Origin of the sequence: Streptomyces sp. NBC_00669, assembly GCF_036226785.1 — a bacterium.
In the GTDB taxonomy this organism is placed as follows: domain Bacteria; phylum Actinomycetota; class Actinomycetes; order Streptomycetales; family Streptomycetaceae; genus Actinacidiphila.
On sequence record NZ_CP109018.1, the window covers coordinates 3,530,559 to 3,547,877 of the forward strand.

At 73.4% G+C, this 17,319-nt stretch carries 14 protein-coding genes and 1 pseudogene; 8 read left to right on the top strand and 7 right to left on the bottom strand.

The window, feature by feature from the left end; translation table 11 throughout:
• Positions 1 to 112 precede the first annotated feature (112 nt).
• Positions 113 to 1,183 (bottom strand): hypothetical protein, encoded by a 1,071-nt coding sequence (locus OG896_RS14310; protein WP_329365576.1) that lies wholly within the window; start codon positions 1,181 to 1,183, stop codon positions 113 to 115.
• A 9-nt stretch (positions 1,184 to 1,192) separates the two neighbouring features.
• On the bottom strand, positions 1,193 to 1,864 hold the full coding sequence (locus OG896_RS14315; RefSeq protein WP_443057038.1) for an RNA polymerase sigma factor: 672 nt from the start codon (positions 1,862 to 1,864) through the stop codon (positions 1,193 to 1,195).
• A 377-nt stretch (positions 1,865 to 2,241) separates the two neighbouring features.
• Here OG896_RS14315 and OG896_RS14320 point away from each other — a divergent pair, with 377 nt between their 5' ends.
• From OG896_RS14320 to OG896_RS14340, 5 genes are all read left to right on the top strand, one after another.
• Positions 2,242 to 2,799: a 2-oxo-4-hydroxy-4-carboxy-5-ureidoimidazoline decarboxylase gene (locus OG896_RS14320; protein WP_329365578.1), complete on the top strand. Its 558-nt coding sequence runs from the start codon at positions 2,242 to 2,244 to the stop codon at positions 2,797 to 2,799.
• Between the two features lie 159 nt (positions 2,800 to 2,958).
• On the top strand, positions 2,959 to 3,339 hold the full coding sequence (gene sdhC / locus OG896_RS14325; protein WP_202235655.1) for a succinate dehydrogenase, cytochrome b556 subunit: 381 nt from the start codon (positions 2,959 to 2,961) through the stop codon (positions 3,337 to 3,339).
• Positions 3,340 to 3,342: 3 nt separating this feature from the next.
• Positions 3,343 to 3,825, top strand: a complete 483-nt coding sequence (locus OG896_RS14330; RefSeq protein WP_328468341.1) for a succinate dehydrogenase hydrophobic membrane anchor subunit — start codon at positions 3,343 to 3,345, stop codon at positions 3,823 to 3,825.
• A 28-nt stretch (positions 3,826 to 3,853) separates the two neighbouring features.
• The gene (gene sdhA, locus OG896_RS14335; protein WP_329365584.1) at positions 3,854 to 5,608 is read left to right on the top strand and encodes a succinate dehydrogenase flavoprotein subunit; all 1,755 of its coding nucleotides are present in this window, start codon (positions 3,854 to 3,856) and stop codon (positions 5,606 to 5,608) included.
• Positions 5,608 to 6,381 (top strand): succinate dehydrogenase iron-sulfur subunit, encoded by a 774-nt coding sequence (locus OG896_RS14340; RefSeq protein ID WP_329365586.1) that lies wholly within the window; start codon positions 5,608 to 5,610, stop codon positions 6,379 to 6,381. Before sdhA ends, OG896_RS14340 begins: the two co-directional genes overlap by 1 nt.
• Before the next feature lie 76 nt (positions 6,382 to 6,457).
• Here OG896_RS14340 and OG896_RS14345 read toward each other — a convergent pair whose 3' ends face one another.
• Complete coding sequence (locus OG896_RS14345; protein ID WP_329365588.1) at positions 6,458 to 8,914, bottom strand: DUF4132 domain-containing protein; 2,457 nt, start codon at positions 8,912 to 8,914, stop codon at positions 6,458 to 6,460.
• On the bottom strand, positions 8,914 to 9,306 hold the full coding sequence (locus tag OG896_RS14350) for a hypothetical protein (protein ID WP_329365590.1): 393 nt from the start codon (positions 9,304 to 9,306) through the stop codon (positions 8,914 to 8,916). The genes OG896_RS14345 and OG896_RS14350 overlap by 1 nt, the downstream gene beginning before the upstream one ends.
• Before the next feature lie 221 nt (positions 9,307 to 9,527).
• On the opposite strand from OG896_RS14350, the gene OG896_RS14355 reads away from it, so the two are divergent.
• The gene (locus tag OG896_RS14355) at positions 9,528 to 9,680 is read left to right on the top strand and encodes a DUF7737 domain-containing protein (protein ID WP_329365591.1); all 153 of its coding nucleotides are present in this window, start codon (positions 9,528 to 9,530) and stop codon (positions 9,678 to 9,680) included.
• Between the two features lie 34 nt (positions 9,681 to 9,714).
• On the opposite strand, the gene OG896_RS14360 is transcribed toward OG896_RS14355, so the two are convergent.
• Entirely contained in the window at positions 9,715 to 10,329 is a 615-nt protein-coding gene (locus OG896_RS14360; protein ID WP_329365593.1) for a MarR family winged helix-turn-helix transcriptional regulator, read from the bottom strand.
• 86 nt (positions 10,330 to 10,415) lie between these two features.
• Here OG896_RS14360 and OG896_RS14365 point away from each other — a divergent pair, with 86 nt between their 5' ends.
• Entirely contained in the window at positions 10,416 to 11,630 is a 1,215-nt protein-coding gene (locus OG896_RS14365) for an MFS transporter (protein WP_329365595.1), read from the top strand.
• 72 nt (positions 11,631 to 11,702) lie between these two features.
• Here the strand turns inward: OG896_RS14365 and OG896_RS14370 are convergent, their stop codons facing one another.
• Positions 11,703 to 13,349: a sensor histidine kinase gene (locus tag OG896_RS14370; protein ID WP_329365597.1), complete on the bottom strand. Its 1,647-nt coding sequence runs from the start codon at positions 13,347 to 13,349 to the stop codon at positions 11,703 to 11,705.
• A 206-nt stretch (positions 13,350 to 13,555) separates the two neighbouring features.
• A pseudogene (locus tag OG896_RS14375) lies at positions 13,556 to 14,263 on the bottom strand (response regulator transcription factor); the annotation flags it as partial.
• A 174-nt stretch (positions 14,264 to 14,437) separates the two neighbouring features.
• Here OG896_RS14375 and OG896_RS14380 point away from each other — a divergent pair.
• Positions 14,438 to 17,155: an MMPL family transporter gene (locus OG896_RS14380; protein WP_329374005.1), complete on the top strand. Its 2,718-nt coding sequence runs from the start codon at positions 14,438 to 14,440 to the stop codon at positions 17,153 to 17,155.
• Positions 17,156 to 17,319: the final 164 nt, after the last annotated feature.

Here is a 17,319-nt window from a genome sequence, read left to right on the forward strand (position 1 = left end):
GGCACGGGGAGAGCCGGCGTCCACCGGGCCGATGACCAGTCGGCCCACTCCTTACGGCGGCGCGAGCCCCGGAAGTGTCACCCACCGCCGCGGACGGGCGGTCCGCCGCGGGTCAGCGCGCCGCGCCCGACGCCACCGCGTGGCCGCGGCCCCAGCCTTTGTGGCGGCCGTGCTTCAGGCGGTTCGCGGCGCCCTTCCCGCGCCCGTGGTCGCCGTGTCCCGGCGGCACGAGAGTGTCCCGGTCCGCGTCGGGAGGCAGGGCGGTACGCGCGGGCGGGCCGGGCGTCGTACGGGCCGGGTCGGGCACCTCCCCGGGGATCACGGCGCGCCGGCCGGTGGCACCCGAGACGCCGGTGTCGGGCGGGCCGGAACCGTCCGACGCGACGGACACGGGCGCGCTGCTGCCGGCCGGCCGCACCGGCTCCCGGCCGCCGCCGCGCGCTGCGGTCGCCGCCACGCCGACCGCGACCCCGCCGAGCGCGACCACCGACGCCGCCGCGGCCAGCACGATCCGGGTGGAGCGCCCGCTCCGCGTCCGCCGCACCGGCACGAGGCGCGCGGAGCGTACGGACCCGGCGCGGACCTGGTCCGCGGCGCGTCCGCCCACCACCACGGGCTCCGGCAGCGCGTCGCCCGCGGCAGGCCCGCCCGGCACCGGCCCGCCCGCGATCGGCACCGGCGGCACCCCGTCGAGGATCGGTTCGGCCGACCCGAGGCCCGCCGCGCGCGCCGCGCGGAAGGCGGCCAGGGCCGCCTCCTCGCGCCCCGGGTCGAGCGGGTGGAGGACGCCCGGGTCCGCCGCGGCCGCCAGCAGGAGCAGCGCCAACCGCTCCGCCTCGCCCGCCGCCCTGCGGTCCGCGAGCGGCACCCGGCGGCCGGACAGCAGCGCCTCCGCAGCGTCGCCGGTCAGCCAGTCCGCGCGGCCGCCGGACGCCTCGGGCCGTCCGGGCCCGCCGCCGAACCCGGCGCCGCCGAATCCGGCCAGGACGTCCGGGCCGCCGAAGTCGCGCCAGCCGTCCGAATGATCCGAAGCATCCGGACCACCCCAACCATCCGAACCGTCAGGGCCACCCCAACCGTCCGAAGCATCCGGACAGCACGAATCGCCCATCCCGCCCGCGCCCGGCGGTCGTTCGGGCCGCCGCGGGCGCGGGACCCCCGCCGCCCGTCCGTCGTCACTCATGCCACTTCCTCATCGGGCCCTAGGGCCTGCCGTGGGCGCGGAGAACGTCGCGCCGGTCCGCACCGCCGCTCCCCCCTCTGCTTCCCCCTCCGGTTCCCCCACTGCTTCCCCGCCGGCCCCGCGGGCACCATCCTCCCGGTCCTCGCGCACCACCGAGAGCTGTTCGGCCAGCCTGCGCAGCCCCCGGTGTGTGGCCATCCGCACAGAGCCGGCGCGTTTGCCCAGCACCTGGGCCGCGCTGGTGGAGTCCAGGCCCATCACCACCCGCAGCAGCACCGCCTCGGCCTGCTCGCGCGGCAGCGCCACGATCGCGGCCAGCGCGCGGTCGGTGGCGACCGCGTCCAGCGCCTCGCCCGCGGTGTCGGCCCGGCCCGGCAGCGCGACGAGCTCGTCCACCCCCGCCCCGGCGACCGGGCGGCGGCTGCGCGCCCTGATGTGGTCCAGCGCCCGGTTGCGGGCGATCCGGGCCGCCCAACCGCGGATACCGCTACCGCCGCCACGGAAGCTCGGCAGGTCGCGGGCGATCTGCAGCCACGCCTCCGAGGCGACGTCCTCCGCGTCGCCCGGGCCGACCAGGCTGCGTACGTACTGCAACAACTGCGGCTGCACCGCGCGGTACAGGACCCTGAACGCGGTCTCGTCACCGCCCTGCGCCGCGCTCACCGCGGTCTCCAGATCCACGTCCGGCCCCGCCCCCTCGACCCCCTGGTCCCCCGTGAACAGCCACCATCCTGCCCCATGACGGCCGGTGACACTTTCGGTCCCGCATACGCCGTACAAGTCGGCGGCCGGGGACGCTCCTGTGGGGGGAGGCGGCCCCCGGCCGTCGTCACGCCGGACCGACCGCAGCGAACCGGCCGCACCGGACCCGGTCTCCCGATCGCGCCGCGCCCGGGTCCACCCCGCGCCCCTTGCTCGTACGGGTGAATTCGCAGATCGGGCCAACCGATCGGGCCCCAGCCGCGTCTACAGTTGCCGTGCCCTCCGTAACGCCCCATGTCACGCCCCCTGTCACGCGCCTCGCCCCGCGTCCCGAACCGCGCGCCGTACGACCCCCCGTGCCGGCGCGACCGCCTCGCGATCCAGGAGCCCCGCTGTCCAGCGACACGCCGCCCGAGGGGCTGAGCCTGCTCAACGGCGTGCCCGCCGCCGACGCCGAGACGGCCCTGCTCACCTGCTGCGGCTCGCACCGCTGGGCCCGCCGGATGGCCACCCACCGCCCGTACCCGACGGTGGAGGCGCTGCTCGCCGCGGCCGACGAGGCGGCGTACGACCTGGCGCCCGCCGATGTCGCCGAGGCGCTGCTGGGTGAGGACACCACCCCGCTGCCGGACCGCGGCGGGCTCGCCGTGCACACCGCGCTGCGCGCCGCCCACGCCGCCTACGAGGCGAAGTTCGGCCATGTCTTCGTGATCGCCCTGGACGCGGCCGACCCGGCCGCCGCCCTCGACCAGACCATGGCCAGCCTGCGCACCCGGCTCGGCCACGACGCGGACCACGAGTCGGCCGTCACCGCCGAGCAGTTGAGGCGGATCACCCGGGCCCGGCTGCTGCGGCTGGCAGCGGGTCCCGGCACCCTCCGACCGTCCGCCCTGGTGGACGCGCACCGGCCGTAGCGTTCACCCGACCGTGCGGGATCGATCACACAAGCACTACCCCGCAGTACGAGGCACAGGTCACGTCGCTACGATGGCCGGGGCCGGTGGACCGTACCCGGCCGGGCGTGACCGACAAGAAGCCGGCAGCCCTCGTCCCGCTCCCGGAGGGTATTTTCCGTGCCGGCTGGAACGCTGTACCGCGGCCGGGAAGGCATGTGGTCGTGGGTGGCTCATCGAGTCACCGGTGTCCTCATCTTCTTCTTCCTGTTCGTCCACGTCCTCGACACCGCGCTCGTGCGCGTATCGCCCGAGGACTACGACAAGGTCGTGGCGACCTACAAGACGCCCATCGTCAGCCTGCTGGAGTACGGCCTGGTGGCCGCCATCCTCTTCCACGCGCTGAACGGTCTGCGGATCATCGCCGTCGACTACTGGACCCAGGGCCCCCGCTACCAGAAGCAGATGTTCTGGACCGTGATGGGCCTGTGGATCGTCCTGATGCTCGGCGCGATCTACCCGGTACTCGGCCACGCCGCCCGAGTCCTGTTCGGGAGCTGACCCATGGCCACTGAAGTCTCCCCCAAGGACGCCGTCGAACTGACCGGCTCCAGCATCTCCTACAGCCCGGAGAACCCGGCGCCGGTGATCGAGCCGCCGCGGGCCAGGACCAAGCGCACGCCGCGCCGCGGCCGCACCAACTTCGAGCTGTACGGCTGGCTGTTCATGCGGCTGTCCGGTGTGGTGCTCGTGGTGCTCGTGCTCGGCCACCTGCTGATCCAGCTGGTGCTCGACGGCGGTGTCACCAAGGTCGGCTTCGCGTTCGTCGCGGGCCGCTGGGCGTCGCCCTTCTGGCAGTACTGGGACCTGGCCATGCTCTGGCTGGCCATGCTGCACGGCGGCAACGGCCTGCGCACGATCATCAACGACTACGCCGAGCAGCCGAACACCCGTGTCTGGCTCAAGACCATTCTGTTCACCGCTGTGGCGTTCACCATCGCGCTCGGGTCGCTGGTGATCTTCACCTTCGACCCGAACATCCGCTAGGCCAGGGCCGGACAGGGAAGCGACCCCCATGCAATTCCACACGTACGACACCGTCATCGTCGGCGCGGGCGGCGCGGGTATGCGCGCGGCCATCGAGTCGACCAAGCGCAGCCGCACCGCCGTCCTGACCAAGCTCTACCCGACCCGGTCCCACACCGGCGCGGCCCAGGGCGGCATGGCCGCCGCACTGGCCAACGTCGAGGAGGACAACTGGGAGTGGCACACCTTCGACACGATCAAGGGCGGTGACTACCTGGTCGACCAGGACGCCGCCGAGATCCTGGCGAAGGAGGCCATCGACGCGGTCCTCGACCTGGAGAAGATGGGCCTGCCGTTCAACCGGACGCCCGAAGGCCGGATCGACCAGCGCCGCTTCGGCGGCCACACCCGCAACCACGGCGAGGCCGCGGTGCGCCGCTCCTGCTACGCCGCGGACCGCACCGGCCACATGATCCTCCAGACGCTCTACCAGAACTGCGTCAAGGAGGGCGTGGAGTTCTTCAACGAGTTCTACGTCCTGGACCAGTTGCTCACCGAGGTCGACGGCGTGCAGCGGTCGTCCGGCGTGGTGGCGTACGAGCTGGCCACCGGTGAGATCCACGTCTTCCAGGCGAAGGCGGTGATCTACGCGTCGGGCGGCACCGGCAAGTTCTTCAAGGTGACCTCCAACGCGCACACCCTCACCGGCGACGGCCAGGCCGCGATCTACCGACGGGGGCTGCCGCTGGAGGACATGGAGTTCTTCCAGTTCCACCCGACGGGCATCTGGCGGATGGGCATCCTGCTCACCGAGGGTGCCCGCGGCGAGGGCGGCATCCTGCGCAACAAGGACGGCGAGCGCTTCATGGAGAAGTACGCGCCCGTCATGAAGGACCTCGCCTCGCGCGACGTCGTCTCCCGCGCGATCTACACCGAGATCCGCGAGGGCCGCGGCTGCGGCCCCGAGGGCGACCACGTCTACCTCGACCTGACCCACCTGCCGCCGGAGCAGCTGGACGCGAAGCTGCCGGACATCACCGAGTTCGCCCGCACGTACCTGGGCATCGAGCCGTACACCGACCCGATCCCGATCCAGCCCACCGCGCACTACGCGATGGGCGGCATCCCCACCAACGTGCAGGGCGAGGTGCTCTCCGACAACACCACCGTGGTGCCGGGCCTGTACGCGGCCGGCGAGGTGGCCTGCGTCTCCGTGCACGGCGCGAACCGGCTGGGCACCAACTCGCTGCTGGACATCAACGTCTTCGGCCGCCGCTCCGGCATCGCCGCCGCGGAGTACGCCCACGCCAACGACCTGGTGCCGCTGCCGGAGAACCCGGCCGAGCGGGTCGAGGCGCAGGTCGAGCGGCTGCGCAACTCCACCGGCAACGAGCGGGTCGCCGAACTGCGCCTGGAGCTCCAGGAGTGCATGGACGCCAACGTGATGGTCTTCCGCACCGAGCAGACCATCAAGACCGCGGTGGAGAAGATCGCCGAGCTGCGCGAGCGCTACCTGCACGTCTCCATCCAGGACAAGGGCAAGCGGTTCAACACCGACCTGCTGGAGGCCGTCGAGCTGGGCAACCTGCTCGACCTCGCCGAGGTGATGGCGGTCTCCGCGCTCGCCCGCAAGGAGTCCCGCGGCGGCCACTACCGCGAGGACTTCCCCACCCGCGACGACGTCAACTTCATGCGGCACACGATGGCGTACCGCGAGGTGGACGCGAACGGCTCCGAGTCGATCCGCCTCGACTACAAGCCGGTCGTGCAGACCCGCTACCAGCCGATGGAGCGTAAGTACTGATGAGCACCCCGACGGTCGACAAGCACTCGGCGGCCCTGGACGCGGCCGAGGTCACCGGAAACCACCTGATCGCGATCACCCTGCGGGTGCGCCGGTTCAACCCGGAGGTCTCCGCGGAGGCCGAGTGGGTCGACTACCAGATCCAGGTCGACCCCAAGGAGCGCGTGCTGGACGCGCTGCACAAGGTCAAGTGGGAGATCGACGGGTCGCTGACCTTCCGCCGCTCGTGCGCGCACGGCGTGTGCGGCTCGGACGCGATGCGGATCAACGGGAAGAACCGGTTGGCCTGCAAGACGCTGATCAAGGACGTCAGCCCGGAGAAGCCGATCACCGTCGAGGCGATCAAGGGCATGACGGTGCTGAAGGACCTCGTGGTCGACATGGACCCGTTCTTCCAGGCGTACCGCGACGTGATGCCGTTCCTGATCACCACGGGCAACGAGCCGACCCGCGAGCGGCTGCAGTCCGCGGCGGACCGCGAGCGGTTCGACGACACCACCAAGTGCATCCTGTGCGCCGCGTGCACGTCGGCCTGCCCGGTCTTCTGGAACGACGGGCAGTACTTCGGCCCGGCCGCGATCGTCAACGCGCACCGGTTCATCTTCGACTCCCGCGACGAGGGCGGTGAGCAGCGGCTGGAGATCCTCAACGACAAGGACGGGGTCTGGCGCTGCCGCACCACCTTCAACTGCACGGACGCCTGCCCGCGCGGTATCGAGGTCACGAAGGCGATCCAGGAAGTCAAGCGCGCCCTGATCACCCGCCGTTTCTGATCCTTTTGACGCGCCCCTGGTGTGCTCGGCTCCTTCCGTGCGAAGGAGCCGAGCACACCAGGGGTTCGGCGTCGGCTCAGAGCTGGCTCAGGGTCGTCGCATCGGTGATCTCCGTGTCGCGGGCGAGCAGAAGCGCCTTGCTGAGGATCACCGCCAGGGTGCGATCGCCCTCGAAGGGCAGGTAGCCGACACCGGGCGCGCCCGGCGCGGACGTGGGCACGATGCAGAGATACGCGTCGTTCGGCGTCATCAGGATGTTCCCGGACCCGAGGTGGATCTTGTACGTGTGCCGCTCGCCGCGTACGTGCAGGAACCGGCCCTCCACGCTGCACCGGTCCGCGATCGCCAGCCGCGGCACCAGCCGGGTGAGCAGGTCGCGACGGCTCTCGGCGGTCTGCGAGAGCTCGCCGAAGCTGTAGCTGTGCCAGTACGCCTGGAAGTGGCCGCCGGGGCCGCCGTCCTGCCAGGTGGGGTCGTTGCCGACGCTGGCCACACCGACGAAGAGGTCCACGTCGCGCAGCACCTCGCTGAGCACGAGCGCGGGGACCTCCTCCAGCGGCAGCGCCTCGGCGGGCGTCTGCCGCCGGCCCTGCCCGTAACCGCCGCCGCCGGCGTGCGCCCAGTTCTCCGGCGCGCCGGCCGGGTAGAAGCGCACCTGGTCGGTGCTCAGCCGCAGGTAGGACCCGGACTCCGTGGTGTCCGCGCCGTATTCGTCGCCGGTGCCCTCGATCCAGTACTCGGCCCGCAGTCCCCACCGCGGCAGCTCGCGCACGGCGGGCGGATAGGTGTCGTCGACCATCAGCCGCAGCTTGTTGCGCCAGCCGCGGACCGCGGCCAGCGAGTGGAACTGGTGCTGGCGCAGCACATGCGCGGCGAACCGGTTGGAGTACGTCCGGGTGGCGCGTTCGGCATCGGTGAGCAGATACACCTCGCGGTGGGCCTGCTTGAACGGCTGGGTGATCTCGTGCCGCTCCAGCCAGTCCCGCCAGGCGACCACCTCGGCCGGCTCCCGCCCCACCGGGTGCCACAGCTCGACGGTGGCGGCGGCGTCCACCGGGCCGAGCGCGTCGTCGGTGAGGGTGCGCAACCCGCCGTCCGCCCAGCCGCAGGCACGGCCGTCGACCGTCCACAGCAGGCGCCGCGCGAGGGTGCCGACCAGCGGGTGGTCGAGGTAGCTCGCGCGCCACGCGGCGTACGCCCAGGTGCGGCGGGCCAGGAACTGCCGGTCCAGCCGCTCGGCCTGCGCGCTGAGCATCTTGTCGATGTCCTTCGCGGACGCCTTCAACTCGGCGATCAGCTCGGGCTGTTCCCGCTTCAGCGGCGCGGGTGGGCTCTTCACGGTCTTGCCGGCGGCGTTCCGCCAGGTCAGTACCGCCTTCCCGGCGGTCACCGCCAACTCACCGTGCTCGTGCGGCAGTCGGCCGACCTCGGTCAACCCGTAGGAGAGGACGGCGAGTTCCTCGACCTCCTCGCGGCTCAGGCCCATCGCGGTGGCCCGGGTCTCCAGCGCGGTGTCGAGCTGCTTGAGGGTGCCCTTGAAGGTGACGCGGGAGGCGAGCCGGGCGAGTTCGGCGAGCGCGGCCTCGCCCTCGGTCCTGGACAGCGCCAGCACGGCGGCGTTGGCGACCTTGGGGTTGCGCGGGCCGGTGCCGGGCACCTTGCGCAGCGACGTCTCGACCAGCCGCCCGAGCGCGCGGGCGGTGTCGGGGTGCGGCGGGAGCAGCGACAGCAGCCAGGTCAGGCCGCGCAGCGCGTTGGCGTTGTACGGGTCGAACAGGTCGTTCTGCGCGGGGGCGTACGCCTGCTCCTCGTACGGCAGCGTGCGCGGGCGGCCGACCCGGGCGAGCCAGCCGGTCACGCGGGCCCGTACGGCGTCCGGGTCGAGCGGGTCGAGCAGGGCGCGGCCCTTCTTCTCCCAGGCCCCGTTCGGCCGCGCGGCGGTCGCGGTGGCCGCGTGCCGCAGCAGTTCGACCCAGGACGGGCCGAGTTCGGCCGCATCCGCGAGCGCGGCCTCGGCCCAGGGCTCACCGATGTTCAGCGCGGGCTCGGCGAGGTTCTTCGCCAGCGCGGACAGCGGGCCGCTGCGGTAGGCGACCAGGGCGCTGCGCCGTACGACGCCGACCACCGGGGGCGGCAGGGTCCGCCCGGCGGCGAGTTCGGCCGCCACCAGGACGGCCAGCTCGTCGCCGTACCAGACGCTGTGCGTGTGGGCGTACCGGTCCAGGCGCAGCGACCGTTCGGTGGCGAGGGTGTCCTCGCCGAGGCCCTGGGCGAGGAGGGTCACCAGTTGGAGCACCAGGTCGCGGACCTCGTCGGTGTCGGCGCCGGCCCGGTGCCGGTCGACCAGCGCGCCGACCAGGCGGCGCCGGTCGTCGTCCGGCAGTTCCCCGACCGCCTCGATCGGCTTCTCCATGCCGGGGTACAGCCGGCCGGACTGCGTGACCGCCCGCACCAGCGTGCCGGCCAGCAGGCCCATGTTCCGCTCGGCGGCGTGCCGCCGGACCTCCACCACGAGTTCGCCGAAGACCGCCATCAGCCACCCACCAGCGGAACGAGCTTGAGGAAGACCACTTCGGTGCCGAGCGGCAGGTCGATCTCCTGGTCCCACTCCTCGACCTGGCGGTCCCCCACGAGCACCAGGAAGCCGTTGCGCCCGAAGGCGGTGCGGGCCAACTCGTACTGCTGCTCCGGGTCGATCCGGCGCGGGGTGCGCAACCGGTAGCCGTTCAGGGCCACTTCGGCGTCGGACGGCTGGACGAGGCCGCGGAAGACCTCCGACCCGGCCGCGTGGTACTCCGCGACCTCCTGGAAGACCCTCCTGCGTATCAACTCCCCCACCGTCAGCCGTTCTTCCGCGATCTCCAGCCCCCAGGAGCCGCTCCGCCCACCGGATGTCGTCTCGTCGACGAAGGTCACCGTTGCCATGGAACCGACCCTAGATGCCCCCACCGACACGCCTCCTGGCAGCGGAAGTCGGTGGCTGCTGCGGCCGGCCACTGCCGGTGGTCGGTGTCGGTGGCCGCGCATAGCCTGCCGCCGTCGGGCGGCTGACCGCCGGTCCGGACGACCCGGAGCTGCGCACGGCGGCCCGCTGGTTCCACGACCGGCTGTGCGACGGCAAGCCGGACCCGGTCGACGTGCGGGCGGTGCGCGCGCCCGCCCGGCTGCTCCTGCCGTTCGAGGAGGACGGCGGGCTGCTGGCGGTGGCGCTCTCCAAGGCGTTCCTGCTGGCGGACGACGCGTCGATCACCGATCCGTCGACCCTGCGCCAACTGCCGCGCGCAGCAGCGTCCGTCTGAGTCCCGCGCGCCTGGCCCCCGGGTCCGGGTGTGCCTACGACCCGTCGTCCGGGTCCTCGGCCACGACCATGATCCGGCGCAACAGGTCGGACAGGGTGCGGCGTTCGGCGGGGCTGAGGGTGCCCAGCAGGCGGTACTCCTCGTGCCCGACGACGTCCAGCGCGCCGAGCCACGCGGCGCGGCCCTCCTCGGTGAGTTCGACGTCGACGCGGCGGCGGTCCTCCGCGGAGTGGCTGCGGCGCACGAACCCGCGCTGCTCCAGGCCGTCCAGGCGCCCGGTGATCGAGGCGGGGGCCATCTTCAGGTCGGCGGCGAGTTCGGAGGGGGCGGCGCGGCCGCCGCGGCCGGCGAGGGTGTGCAGCGTGTCGAACTCGTGCTTGTGCAGGCCGAAGTCGACCAGCGAGCGCTCCCGCACCCGGCGCAGGTGGTCGGTGAGCGCCTTGGCCCGGGTGACCGCGCCCTCGATGTCGGGGTCGAGGCCGGGCAGCACCGGCTCCCAGCGCGCGACGTGCCCGTCCGTCCAGTCCCGGGCGGCACTCCCGGCGCGCGGGGGCCGCTTCGCCGGAGCGGGCGGCGCGGGACGCGCGGGCGCCGCGGGCAGCGCGGGTGGCCCGGGCGGCCCGGGCGGGACGTCGGAGGCGGGGGTCATGGCGGCATCCTATGCCGGTCGACCGTAGTCCATCGTCAGCGAAATATTCGTTGACGAAAGATTCGATGCCGAAATACCCTGCGGACGTGACGCACCCCCTCCGACTCCGCGCCTTCCGCCTGCTGTTCGCCGGACGCACCCTGTCCGCGCTCGGCGACGCCGTCGTCCCCGCCGCCCTGGCCATCGCGATCAGCCGGGCCACCGGCTCGCCCTCCGCGCTCGCCCTCGTGCTGGGCTGCGCGATGGTGCCGCGCCTGCTGCTGCTCCCGCTGGGCGGGGTGGTCGCCGACCGGCTCGACGCACGCAAGGTCGCCCTCGTCACGGACCTGGTCCGGTGCGCCGCACAACTCCTGGTGGGCCTCGAACTCATCGGCGGGTCACCGCGGTTGGCACACATCGCGGTGGCCGAGGCGATCGGCGGCACCGCCTCCGCCTTCGCGATGCCGACCACCGGGCCGCTGATCAACGGCACCGTGGGCGCCGCCGGCCTGCTGCGGGCCAACGCGCTGACCGCCTCGGCGGCGAACGCCACCCGGCTGGCCGGCCCGGCCGTCGCGGGCGCGCTGATCTTCACCGCCGGACCCGGCTGGGCCTTCGTACTGGACGCGGCGTCCTTCGCGGCCAGCGCCTCGATGCTCGCGGTGATCCGGGTGCGGCGCGAGCGGATACCCCGGCGGTCGATCCGCAAGGACCTGGTCCAGGGCTGGAGCGAGGTGCGCTCCCGCGACTGGTACTGGACCAGCCTCGTGGCGCACGGGATCTGGAACGGTGCGGCGGCCGTACTGGCCACGCTCGGCCCGCTCGTGGTGCACCGCGAGGCCGGCGGCGACGGGGTCTGGGTGGCGGTCCTGGAAGCCGGCTCGGTCGGTCTGCTGCTCGGCTCGCTGCTCGCCTCCCGCGTCCGGCTGCGCCGCCCGATCCTCACCGGCAACCTCGGCCTGGCCACGTACGCGCTGCCGCTGGCGCTGCTCGCCGCCGGCGCGCCCGCGTGGCTGCTGGTCGCCTCCTACGGCCTCGCCCTGGCAGCGCTCGGCCTGCTCACCCCGGTCTGGGAGACCTACGTCTACGCGTCGGTGCCCGCCGGGGTGCTCGCCCGCGTCACGTCGTACGACTGGCTGCTGTCGCTGGCCGCGATGCCCGTGGGGTACGCCGTCGCGCCGCTCGCCGCCGACTCCTTCGGCCCGGCCGCGCCCCTGTACGTCTCGGCCGCCCTCGTCGCCGCCGCGTGCCTGGGCACCGCGGCCGTGCCCGGGGTCCGCGCCGCCCGCGCGCTGCCGGCCGAGCCGGTGCCCGCCGCATGAGCGCCCCGGGCTCCCCCCGCGCGCGGAACGGTTCAGGCCCCCCCGCCCGCGGCCCGGTCCGCGCACTCGCCTTCACGCGGGCGCGAGTTGCCTGCTCACCGCGGGCAGTGTGACCTCCACGGTCAGGCCGCGGCCGGGTGCGGTCCGCACGGTGACCTCGCCGTGGTGGGCCTGGACCAGCGCGTGCACGATGGACATGCCGAGGCCGGCGCCGCCGGTGTCGCGGGCGCGGTCGGGCGCGGCCCGGAAGAAGCGGTCGAAGACGCGGCGGGCATCGGCAGGGGCGAGCCCGGGGCCGCGGTCGCTCACCGACAGCCGTACCTCGTCGGTGCCGTGGGCGGCGACCTCCACCGTGACCGGGGCGTCCGCGGGGGTGTGCACGCGGACGTTGCCCAGCAGGTTGCCGATGATCTGCCGCAGCCCGGCCTCGTCGCCGAGGACCGGTGGCAGGTCCGCGTCCGCCGTCTCGGCGCCGGCCGCTCCGGCGTCGGGCGCTCCGGCGCCGGCCACCCCAAGAGCGACCGTCGCGGGAGCGACCGCTGCGGGAGCGACCGCTGCGGGAGCGACCGCTGCGGGAGCGACCGTCGCGGGAGAAGCCAACACCCTTATCGTCAGCGGCCGTTCGGGCTGCTGCGCGGCCAGGTCGGCGGCGGCCTCCCGGACCAGGCAGGCGAGGTCGACCGGGCCGAGCCGCAGCGCGGGGCGGTCGTCCAGCCGTGCCAGCGCCAGGAGTTCGTCCACCAGGCGGCTCATCCGCAACGCCTCCGCCGAGACCCGGCGCAGCGCCCGGTCCTGCTCGTCGGCGTCGAGCATGCCCTTCTCGTACAGCTGGAGGTAGCCGCGTACGGACGCCAGCGGGGTGCGCAGTTCGTGGGAGGCGTCGGCGAGGAACTGCCGCAACTGGGCGGTGGCGCGCTCGCTGTCGGTGAGCGCGGTCTCGATCTGCTGGAGCATCGCGTTGAGCGAGCCGCTGAGTTGCTCGACCTCCTCCGAGCCGTGCCGGGCGGTCGGTTCCGGCACCCGCCGGGACAGGTCGCCCTCGGAGATCGCGGAGGCGGTCTCCACCATGTCCTCCAGCGGGCTGAGCCGCCGGCGGGCGGCGGTGAGCGAGCCGGCCGCGAGCAGCGTCAGCAGCACCACCCCGACGCAGCCCTCCACGACCAGCAGCTCGCCGACCGCGTGGTCCACCCCGCTCAGCCGCATGCCCCGCACCACGATGGTGCCGTCGGCCAGCCGCACCCCGACCACCCGGTACTTCCTGCCGCCGCCGTGCACGGTCACCGCGCCCCCGCTCGCCAGCTTCCGCGGGTCAGGCAACGCGGCTGCCAGGGACCGCTGTTCGGCGTCGACCGGGGTCGCGCCGTTCTGGCAGATCGTGGCCGGCCTGCCGTGCGGGTCCAGCACGATCAGCAGGTCCTGCTGGAACGTCCTGGCCACCGCCGAGCCGCCGCCCTTGCCGCCCAGCACGTCGGCGAGCGTGCACAACTGCCGTAGCCCGCTGGCGTCGAGGGAGGCGTGCGCCATGGTCGACTGCGACGACTTCAACGAGTCGTCGATCTCGCCGACCAGCACCACGTACGTGGCGGCGATGCTCGCGGCCGCGGCAAGCACCAGCCCGACCGCGAGGAAGAGCACGTTGGCGATGGTGAACCGGCCGCGCAGCGAGTGCGGGCGCGGCCAGAACCCGCAGCGCGCCCACACCGTCGCCGCCGCCCTCACGCCGCACCGCCGTCCCCAGGCAGGTCCCCGGACAGGTCCCCGGACATGTCGCCGGACACGTCGCCGGACGCGTCCCCGGCTCGACGCGTGTCGCCGGACCGACGCCCGCCATCGGCGTGCCCCGCGTCACCGGCCTGACGCCCGTCACCTGCTTGACGCGGGTCACCCGACCGAAGGACATCGCGGGCCGCGCCCGGCGCCGTGCAGATGCCGTAGCCGACCCCGCGCCTGGTCTGGATCAGCGGCGGCCCGAACCGGTCCAACTTCCGCCGCAGATAGGAGATGTACGTCTCCACGACGGTGGAGGACACCGCGGTGTCGTAACGCCAGACGTGCTGGAGGAGTTGTTCCTTGGTGAGGATGCGGCCGGCGTTGCGCAGCAGGTGCCGCAGCAAGTTGTACTCGGTGGGGGTGAGTTCGACCGGTTGTCCGGCTCGGCGGACGGTGTAGGTGGCCTCGTCCAGTTCCAGGTCGCCGTGGCGCAGCACCCGCGCGGCGGGCAGCGGGTCGCGGCGGGTGCGGCGCAGCACCGCGTGCACCCGGGCCACCACTTCGTCGACCCCGAAGGGCTTGGTGATGTAGTCGTCGCCGCCGAGGGCGAGTCCGGCCACGACGTCGCGCGGGGCGTCGCGGGCGGTGACGAAGATGACCGCGGGCGCGTCGGTCCGGTCGCCGTCCGGCCCCGCGCCTTCGGCGGCGCGCTCCTCGCGCAGCGCCCGGCACACCTCGAAGCCGTTGCCGTCGGGCAGCATCACGTCGAGCAGCACCAGGTCCGGCCGGTGCTCCCGGGCGGCGGCCAGCGCCTGCCGGCCGGTGGCCGCCTCGTATACCGTGAATCCGTTGTATTTCAGGGTGATTCGCAGGATGTCGGCGATACCGGGTTCGTCTTCGACGATGAGCACGGTGGCGTCCATGCCCCTCAGTATCCGTGGGCGGTGTGGCGGGCGGACGGCGGCGAACTTTGGAGTTCCTTGAGAGAACGCGGTTCGGCTTGGTGAGGGGGTGCGCGGCCACGGACGCTGAAGGGACGGGCCGTTCGGGGTTCGGATGCGACGTCGACCGACGATGGGGGATGTGACGTGGCGGGTGTGGCGCGCTGGTGCTTCCGGCACAAGTGGTGGGTGATCCTGCTGTGGTCGGCCGCGCTGCTGATCGTGGGCGGCGCGGGCCGGATGGCCGGGGACGCGTACTCCAACGCGTTCTCGCTGAAGGGCACCGAGTCCGCGAAGGTGCTCGACCTGATGGGCAAGGCGGTGCCCGAGCAGTCCGGTGAGGCCGACACCGTGGTGTGGCACGTGGACTCCGGTTCGGTGCGCGACGCCCAGGTGCGGCAGCGGATCACCCCGGCGCTGGCGCGGATCGCGCACCAGAAGGACGTCGGTGCGGTGGTCAGCCCGTACGACCCGGCGGGCGCGGCGCAGATCAGCAAGGACGGCCGGACCGCGTACGCCACCGTGACGTACACCAAGATCGGCGGCGAACTGTCCAACGGGCAGGCGCAGTCGCTGATCGACACCGCGCACGCGGCGCGGGCGCCCGGGCTGCGGGTCGAGGTCGGCGGCGCCAAGCCGGCCCAGGCCGAGCAGCCGCTGCCCGAACTCGCCGAGGGCATCGGCATCGCGGCCGCCGGGGTGGTGCTCTTCCTGGCGCTGGGCTCGCTGTTCGGGATGCTGCTGCCGATCGTCACCGCGCTGTTCGGCATCGGCATCGCGTCCTCGGCGATCATCCTGCTCAGCCACGGCATGGATGTGGCCGACTTCGCACCGGAGTTGGCGACGCTGGTGGGGCTGGGCGTCGGCATCGACTACGCGCTGTTCATCGTCACCCGGCACCGGCGGGCGATCCTGCGCGGCCGCAGCCCGGAGGACGCGGCGGTCGTCGCCCTCAACACCTCAGGGCGGGCCGTGCTGTTCGCGGGCGGCACGGTGTGCATCGCGCTGCTGGGCATGTTCACCCTGCGGCTGACCTTCCTCAACGGTGTCGCGGTGGCGGCCGCGTTGACGGTCGTGATCACCGTGGCGGCGGCGATGACGCTGCTGCCCGCGCTGCTCGGCCTGCTCGGCCTGCGGGTGCTCAGCCGCCGGCAGCGGCGAGCGCTGGCCGCGTCGGGGCCGCAGGTCGAGCAGGTCAACGGCCCGGCGGCGCGCTGGTCGGGCTTCCTCCAGCGGCACCCGCGCTCGCTCGCGGCGGTCGCGGTCGTGGTGATGGCGACGCTGGCGATCCCGGCGCTGTCCTTGCGGCTCGGCTCCTCCGACCAGGGCAACAACCCGGCCGGCACCACCACCCGCAAGGCGTACGACATGCTGGCCGAGGGCTTCGGGCCCGGCTTCAACGGCCCGCTGACGATCCTCGCCGAGGTGCCGTCCGCCGGCGACCAGGCGGCGCTGGACGGCCTGGTGACGCATCTGCGCGCCACCCACGGCATCGCCTACGCGGCCCAGATGCCGATGAAGGCCGGCCAGAAGGTCGCGCTGGTGGAGGCGGTGCCGACCACCTCCCCGCAGGACAAGGCGACGTCCGACCTGATCGACCACCTGCGTGACGACGTGGTGCCCGCGGCCGAGAAGGGCAGCACCATGCGGGCGTACGTCGGCGGCCAGACCGCGATGTTCGAGGACTTCTCCACGGTGCTGTACGGCAAGTTGCCGCTGTTCATCGGGGTGATCATCGCGCTCGGCTTCGTGCTGCTGCTGTTCGCGTTCCGCTCGCTGGTGGTGCCGCTGACCGCTGCCGTGATGAACCTGGTGGCGGCCGCGGCCTCCTTCGGGGTGCTGGTCGCGGTCTTCCAGTGGGGCTGGGGCGGCGCGCTCGCCGGGCGGGCGGGACCGGTGGACGCCTTCCTGCCGGTGATCATGCTGTCGCTGCTCTTCGGCCTGTCGATGGACTACCAGGTGTTCCTGGTCAGCCGGATGCACGAGGAGTGGGTGCACACCCGGGACAACGCGCGGGCGGTACGGGTCGGCCTCGCCGAGACCAGCCGGGTGATCAACTCCACGGCCGTCATCATGATCTGTGTCTTCGCGGCCTTCGTGCTCAGCGGCCAGCGGGTGCTGGCGATGTTCGGCATCGGTCTGGCCGGGGCGGTGGCGCTGGACGCTTTCATCCTGCGCACGGTGCTGGTGCCGGCCCTGATGCACCTGTTCGGCCCGGCCAACTGGTGGCTGCCGAGGTGGCTGGACAAGCGGTTGCCGCATCTGGCGGTCGAGCCGGCCGAGGAAGAGGCCGAAGGGTTCGCGACCGCCGCCGCGCCGGGGGTCGCGGTCGCCCCGGACGACGGCCCGACCCCGGCCCCCGGTCCGCTGGTGCGCGGGCGGGTGACCGGCGCGGCCGGGCTGCCCGTGCCGCGCGCCGAGCTCACCCTGATCGCCTCGGACGGCCGCCAGGCCGCCCGGGCCCAGGCCGCCCCGGACGGCGCCTTCTCGCTGCCGGCCCCGGGCAACGGTTCCTACGTCCTGGTGGCGGGCGCCCCCGGGCACCACCCGCAGACCGCGAGCGTGCTCACCGCCGGCCACCAGGTCGACTGCGACCTGGTGTTGACCGGCACGGGCTCGCTCACCGGCACCGTACGCCGCGCCGACGGCGGCCCCGTCGAGGACGCGAAGGTCGTCCTGCGGGACGCCGACGGCCACCAGGTCGCCGAGGCCCGCACCGCCGAGGACGGCTCCTACGCCTTCGCCAACCTCTACCCGGGCAGCTACACCCTCCTCACCATGGGCTACCCGCCCTTCCCCGCGACCGTCCGGCTGACCGACCACGAACGCGACGGCGACGGAGACGTCGACCTGGAACTCGCCCACTCCGACTGAACGGCCCCCCTTCCCAACCGCTGTCTCGCCTCCGGGCACTTGGACCCGGTGTCGACGGTCGACCGCGCTCGATCGCCTCGTCCCTCGGCGCGGCATTCCCGCGCCCATCCACCTCGGCGCGGCATTCCCGCACCCGCCCGACGCGGCCCGGCTCCCTCCCCGAA